This window comes from Sinorhizobium sp. NFACC03, from assembly GCF_900103435.1.
Taxonomy (GTDB): Bacteria; Pseudomonadota; Alphaproteobacteria; order Rhizobiales; family Rhizobiaceae; genus Ensifer.
The window spans coordinates 1-7,015 of the sequence record NZ_FMXF01000072.1 but is presented as its reverse complement, the minus strand read 5'-3'; the positions used below and the strand labels follow the sequence as shown (position 1 = coordinate 7,015).

Annotated in this window: 4 protein-coding genes and 1 pseudogene; 4 read left to right on the top strand and 1 reads right to left on the bottom strand. The window is 61.5% G+C overall.

Going from position 1 to position 7,015, the window contains the following annotated elements; genetic code table 11:
* From BLU35_RS35890 to BLU35_RS34735, 4 genes and pseudogenes are all read left to right on the top strand, one after another.
* A pseudogene (locus tag BLU35_RS35890) lies at positions 1–1,650 on the top strand (DUF5801 repeats-in-toxin domain-containing protein); the annotation flags it as partial.
* A 98-nt stretch (positions 1,651–1,748) separates the two neighbouring features.
* Entirely contained in the window at positions 1,749–3,602 is a 1,854-nt protein-coding gene (locus BLU35_RS34745) for a type I secretion system permease/ATPase (protein ID WP_286161735.1), read from the top strand.
* The gene (locus BLU35_RS34740; protein WP_093236522.1) at positions 3,599–4,930 is read left to right on the top strand and encodes an HlyD family type I secretion periplasmic adaptor subunit; all 1,332 of its coding nucleotides are present in this window, start codon (positions 3,599–3,601) and stop codon (positions 4,928–4,930) included. The genes BLU35_RS34745 and BLU35_RS34740 overlap by 4 nt, the downstream gene beginning before the upstream one ends.
* 710 nt (positions 4,931–5,640) lie before the next feature.
* Positions 5,641–5,898: a hypothetical protein gene (locus BLU35_RS34735; RefSeq protein WP_058324660.1), complete on the top strand. Its 258-nt coding sequence runs from the start codon at positions 5,641–5,643 to the stop codon at positions 5,896–5,898.
* A gap of 56 nt (positions 5,899–5,954) precedes the next feature.
* Here BLU35_RS34735 and gnd read toward each other — a convergent pair.
* On the bottom strand, positions 5,955–7,015 hold a 1,061-nt coding region (gene gnd, locus BLU35_RS34730; RefSeq protein WP_093236520.1), incomplete at its 5' end, for an NADP-dependent phosphogluconate dehydrogenase.

The following is a 7,015-nucleotide window of genomic DNA, read 5'->3' as shown; positions in this document are numbered from 1 at the left end:
GCGATCACGCTGGTGGCCGACTCGGACAACCTGATCTCGGGCCAGTACGACAGCGACGGCGACGACGTGCTCGATTCAACGGCGTTCACGGTGACGCTGTCTGGCACGACGGTGACGTTGACGTCGTTGGTTGCTCTTGAGCACTCGAACGCACCGCAAGGCGCGGGCGAGGACAACACCCTCGACCTCAACGGCCTGATCAACGTCGTGGCGACGGTGACGGTGACGGACGGCGACGAAGACGTCGTGTCGGAAGAAAGCACCAGCTTGGGTCTGTCGCTGACCTTCAACGACACCGATCCGACGATCACGGCACCGTTCGACGCTGATCCAGGCACTCCTGGTATCCAAGCCCCGGAGCACCTTGCCAACACCGCGGGAGCAATGGCCAGCGGCACCTTTGGCTACGACATGACCGACAAGCATGCGGCCACTGCGTATGGACCGACTGTCAGCGACTTTGTCGATACCAACGGTGCTTTGGCGGGCACCCAGATCGGACTCAGCGGCACGATCATCGGTGGCGGCGGAGGTAATATCCTCGACCCAACTGTGACGCTGGCGTCGGAGAGCCTCACCTCCGCGACGTTCGACTTCACCTTCACCTACGACAAGGACCCAGCGGATGGCCTCCAGACCGGGACGGCGGAGGGCACCCTCGTCTTTGACAAGGTTAACGACACTTATACCATCACCCTGACCGACCCGCTCGAAGGCTTTAGCTTCGACGTGCTGCACACCAATGAGTTGCTGGCTAAGGCACCCAGCGGCAACACGGGACACCCGCAAATCGTCGCGACGCAGCTCGACGATGATCCGATTGATGGGTTCTACGTGCAGTTCACCGCAAACTCGCTCAACAACAAGAACAAGACGTTCTCGTTCACAGACACCGGTGATGGGTCTTCCAGCGATACCACGTTCAACTCGATACCGACCCTCGGCACCCACGATATGGTCAGCAACGGTTTCGAAGACTGGGTTAGTGCAACCCAGACGACAAACGGGGTCGCCGGCGACACGATCCAGAAGGGTGAACTTCTGACCTTGCGGTTCTTCAAAGAGAACATTCTCTCGGATGTCAACCCGAACGCCCCCGGTGGTGGCACTGAAAAGCTTGACCCGACCACGAGTGCCAGCGGCGTTGTCATCAAGTTCGATGGCATCGGGAGCAGTGAAGACCTGGTCCTGATCCTCGACCTGAAGGATGCCAACGGCAACGAGATCACGCGGGCGGTCAACGTGCAGAACTCGGACCTGATCAAGGGGAACGCCAATGTCCCCTTCCCGTACAGCACCGAGTTCACGCTCGATAATAACGATGCCTTGCTTATCATCGAGCAGAACGACTACACGGACGGTACCGAGACCTACCAGATCCAGGGCATTCAGATCATGCAGAGCGCAAATGGGTTGACGGGCAACGCCATCAACCTGACTGGGGCGATCGGGGCCGGTGGCAACAGCAGCGCCACCAGCGGCCTGACGGCCTGGGACCCGACCGATAACGATGTGCTGAAGATCGTGGACATCGGGTTTGTCCAGCAGTCCAGTGGGACAGTCGATGCCAACCTCGACTTCGCCTTCCAGGTCGCGGACGCGGACGGGGACCAGACAGAGACGCAGCACATCCTTGTTGATGTTACCTGACACTTCTTTCACGGGGGCAGCCAAGCTGCCCCCGTGATCTGCCGGGGTGTCGCCCCGCTAAGCGTTCTTCTGGTCCCGCGTCCTAGAGTTTATAGAAGATGAAAACCAGCCAACAACGCCCCGCCCTACAGGTTGTGATGAAAGAAGCCGGCCGGGTCATCCGGCCACTTATCTGGTTCAGTGCCGGCATCAACGTGCTGATGCTGACTGGCGCGATCTACATGCTCCAGGTCTACCATCGCGTGTTGTCCAGCCACAGCCTGGAAACGTTGGGGATGCTGTCACTGATGGCGGTGGGCGCGCTCGCCACAATGGCGGGGCTGGAAATCGTGCGCGGGCGTCTGCTCGCAACAGTCGGATCCTGGATGAATGCGCGGTTGGCGCCGGTCCTCCTGACAGCAGCGGTGGAGTATGCCGCTTCAGCGCCCGGTCAAGTCAATGCCCGTCCATTGCGCGACCTGGATCAAGTTCGGAATTTCTTCACAAGCCCGAGCATTTTCCCGATCCTTGACGCGCCTTGGTCGCCGTTGTTTTTCGGGGCCATATTCCTCATGCACCCTTGGCTCGGTTGGCTGGCGCTGGGCGGCGGGATCGTCCTTTTCGCGTTGGCATTGCTCAACGAATACCTCACACGCAAACCATTGACCGAGGCCCAAAGCGCCCAATCGCGCGCATATGTGCAGGCCGAGGCGGCTATCCGCAATGCAGAGGTCGTGCAGGCGATGGGCATGCTAAAGCCGCTGCTGGAGGGGTGGAAAGCGCAGCAGGACGAGGCAAACCATGGACAGGTTCTCGCCGCCAACCGTGGCGGCTTCATCGCGGCCGTCGCGCGGTGTCACCGACTAGCCTTGCAAATGGCTATACTGGGCCTCGGGGCCTACCTCGTACTTCGCAACGAGGCCTCGCCCGGCATCATGATCTCCGCCTCGATCCTCATGGGTCGCGCATTGTCCCCGGTCGAGCAAGCGATCGGCACCTGGAAGGCGACTGTTGGAGCGCGGGCCGCCTACCGTCGTCTCGCCGCAGTCGCCGGCGAACACCTGGAGGCCACACCGGTTTTGCCACTACCGCGGCCGAAGGGTAGGTTTGAGGCCGACAATCTTGTGCTTGCCCGGCAGGGCGGCGAACATATACTGAAAGGGATCAGCTTCCAGCTCAAACCGGGCGAGGTAATGGCGCTGATCGGCCCTAGCGCGGCCGGAAAGACAAGTCTGGCGCGGATACTGGCCGGTGCCTGGCGCCCATCCGGAGGACGCGCGTTGCTTGATGGCATGGACGTCGCCCAATGGGCGGCAGAGGACCGTGGCCGCCATGTCGGTTACTTGCCGCAGGACATCGAGCTCTTCGCCGGTACTGTCTCCGAGAACATCTGCCGCTTCGCGAAGCTCGACACGCCGGTCTTCAACAACGTCGTCAAGGCCGCACAACTGGCGGGAGTTCACGAACTGATCAAGGGACTGCCGAAGGGTTACGCTACCGAGATCGGCGAGTCGGGCGCGACACTGTCGGGCGGGCAGCGTCAACGCATCGGGCTAGCGAGGGCGCTCTACGGCGATCCGGCACTCCTTATCCTGGACGAGCCGAATTCCAATCTCGACCGCGAAGGCGAAGACGCATTGATCGCAGCCCTCGGTACCGTCAAGGCCGCAGGCACGACGATTATCCTGATCGCGCACCGACCGAACATCATGGACAAGGTCGACAAGATACTGGTCCTCAACCGAGGCCAGCAAGATCTCTTTGGCCCGCGTGATCATGTCTTCAACGAACTCGCCCGGCGCAGCCGCGAGGTAGTTCAGATCCCAACCATAGCCGCGAACCAAGACGGAGGTCTCGGTCCAGCACCCCGGTTCACGGTCCGAAACTTACCACCTAGGTCCGGCCCTGTTGCCGGAGGCAGTTCAGGTGGCCCTGCGGACGCCGCGCAACCATCGGATCGGAAACAGATATGACCGTTGTACCGCTACCTGCCCCGCCACCGCCGATGCCCAAGCCGATACCCTTGCGTCTCGCCGGCGTGACCTGGGCCGGGTTCACAATCATGGTCCTCTTTTTCGGTGCGGCCGGAGGTTGGGCGGCGCTGGCGCCGTTGGACAGCGCCGCAGTGGCGCCGGGCGTTGTCAAGGTCGCAGGCGACCGCAAGCTCGTCCAACACCTCGAGGGCGGCATCATCGCGGAGTTGAACGCCGCCAACGGTGACATCGTCAAGGCCGGCAAGGTTCTGATCCGGCTCGACGACACGCAGGCCAAAGCACAACTGGACCTGGTTCGGAACCGGATCGCAACGCGCGAGGCGTTGGCCGCGCGGCTCAGGGCGGAGCGCGACGACAAGGCCGAGATCGACTTTGATCCGGCGCTGCTCGCAAACCGTGCGACCGCTGCCAAGGACGCGGTGGCCACGCAGCGCGACGTCTTCGCGGCAAAGCGCCACAACTTGAACGACGCACGGACCATTCTCGGACAACGCCGCCACCAGGCGGAGGAGGAGATAACCGGACTGGAGAGACTCGTTGCGACCGAGGACAAGCAGATCGAGGCTCTCGAAGGGGAGACCAAGGATCTTGAAGCTCTGCTCAAGAAGGCACTCACGACCCGCGAGCGGAACCTGTTGCTTAGACGACAACAGCGCGAGATCGAGGGGGAGCGCGCTACCAATATTGCGGCGATCGCTCGTGCCAGAAGCGCCATGGCCGAAATTGACGCGCAGATTCTGAACCTTAATACCGTGCGGCTGAAAGATGCTGTCGAGGAATTGAGCAAGGTCGAGGCGGATTTGTTTGACCTCAAACAGCAGGAGCGTTCCGCCAACGACGTGCTTGCCCGCACCGACATCGTCGCACCGGTTGACGGGATCGTCATGGATCTGAAGGTCCACACGGACGGCGGTGTCGTGAAACCCGGCGAAACGTTGATGACCGTGGTCCCTCTCGGACAGCAACTCGTGGTCGAGGCTATGGTCAGGCCGGAGGATGTCGAGACGATCGCCCCCGGACAGCCAGCGCGTGTCAGCTTTCCGGCCTTCGCACGCTACAACCTGCCGCCACTCGAAGGCGTGGTGGAGATCGTATCGGCGGACCGCATGGTAGAGGAACGCAGCGGAGTGCCATACTTCACCGCAACCGTGTTGATTGACAGACACGAACTCGCCAAGCTCGAGGGCCGTAAACTGTTGCCCGGCATGTCGAGCGAGGCGATGATCCGAACGGGTGCCCGCACCGTGCTTGCCTACCTTGCGGAACCAATCACGCAGAACTTCCGCCGGGCGCTACGGGAAAAATAGGGAGCCAGCCCGGTTGCGGAGGAAGAGAGACGAACGGGTTAGATTGGCTTTGGGCGAGCGAGAAGAGACGTGATGAGCCTCTGGTCGTTTCAACCGAGCGGATGATGCGCGGATAGATTTGCTCCACAGATGCAAGGCGACACCCGACACCACGGTCCAACATCTGCCAAGAAAGCCCACGACACGCGCATCGTTGCCCGATAGTCGTTCCGACCTCAATTCCCCACATAGCCTTACGGGACGTTGGTGTTCGACCGACCGAGCTTCGAGGTCTGTCCCTTATTCCGATGGGGAGCCCAACGGGTACACTTGATTGGCCCAGTGGTCGAATTTTGGCGGGCCATCTCTTTGAGATCTTGTCAGACTTAGGTCTGGTGCGCTCTGGCAAAGGTCCTAGCGGCGTTGCTCATTCCGAATCCGCCCGCCATGCTGTTTAAGCGCCAAAGAGCCAAGGACTGCCCTCCGTCATTGGCGCTAGTGATCCCAGAGCGCTCGCCCCAGCCCCATTCGACTAAGCGCTCTGGGATCCCCACTCCTCGTTCCGGCACAAACGCGTTTGGTCATTCGAGGGCCGAGACGCGGCTGTCGAGCGAGTGACCTCGTCTGCCGCGCTCAATTGCCGCTACAGAGCGTGCACGGTCATATTCATGTTGCTACCCCTCGGATTGTGGAGGACACTGGCCTTCAGGCGTTACCTGAAGGCGGAAACGATGGATTTTGAGAAGATCGGACGGGCACGCCTGATGATGCGGCTGCCGAGGCATCGGCAACAGCTTGCGGAGCTAAGGTTCCTTTCGCTGAGTACCCTGTTAGAGGCTTATGGCATTGCGGTGATCACCCGGGATGAACTCCGAGAACACGCGATCTCAGGCGAACCTCTGACCGCCCGATACGAGAACGACTGTCAGGCGATCGAAGACAAGGTCGTGAGTTTGCTCACCAATGTCAGTCCTCGCTTTGTCAATTGAGTGCCCGCCTCTTAGCTCCTGAAAGGGATCGAACGGTCGCAATTTCTGAGTGCCAGCTAAAAGCCGCTGCCCCACGGACCGTGATGGCTGTCGGCGCCGTCAATGCGGTCGAAGCCGTGGGCGCCGAAGAAGTCGCGCTGCGCCTGGATGACGTTGGCCGTGCCGCGGCCACGGCGGTAGCTGTCGAAGTAGCCGAGCGCCGAGGCAAGCGCCGGCACCGGCAGGCCGCCGAGAACGGCAGCCGAAACGACGCGGCGCAGGGCTGCGTCGGTTTCCTTGACCATGGCGGCGAAGGCCGGGGTGACGATTAGGTTGGCAGCATCCGGCGCCTTGGTGAACGCGGTGGTGATCTCGTCGAGGAACTGCGAGCGGATGATGCAGCCGGCGCGCCAGATCTTGGCGATCGTCGGCATCGGCAGGTTCCAGTTGAACTCCTTTGATGCCGCCGACATCACCGCGAAGCCTTGCGCATAGGCGCCGATCTTGGCGGCCAGCAGCGCGCTTTCGAGATCCCTGATGAAGGCTGCCTTGTCGGCCACCTTGAAGTCGCCGACCTCAGGCAGCCCGAGGATCTTTTCGGCCGCTTCGCGTTCGTCCTTCATCGAGGAGATGCTGCGCGCCGCAACCGCCGCCTCAATGCCGGTTGCCGGCACGCCCATGTTCTGCGCTTCGATCACCGACCACTTGCCGGTGCCCTTCTGGCCGGCCTTGTCGAGGATCAAATCGACGATCGGCTTGCCGGTCAGAGGATCAGCGGCCTTCAGCACCTTCTCGGTGATCTCGATCAGGTAGGAGTTGAGGCGGCCTTTGTTCCAGGTGCCGAAGACGTCGCCAATCTCGGTCGCCGACATCTTCAGGCCGTCGCGCAGGATGCCGTAGATTTCGGCGATCATCTGCATGTCGGCATATTCGATGCCGTTGTGGATGGTCTTGACGAAATGGCCGGCGCCGTTTTCGCCGAGCCAGGCAACGCAGGGGTCGTTGTCGTATTTGGCGGCGATCGAGGTCAAAACGCTCTCGACGCGCTTCCAGGACTCCTCCTTGCCGCCGACCATGATCGACGGGCCGTGGCGCGCGCCTTCCTCACCGCCGGAAACGCCCATGCCGATGAAGGTCA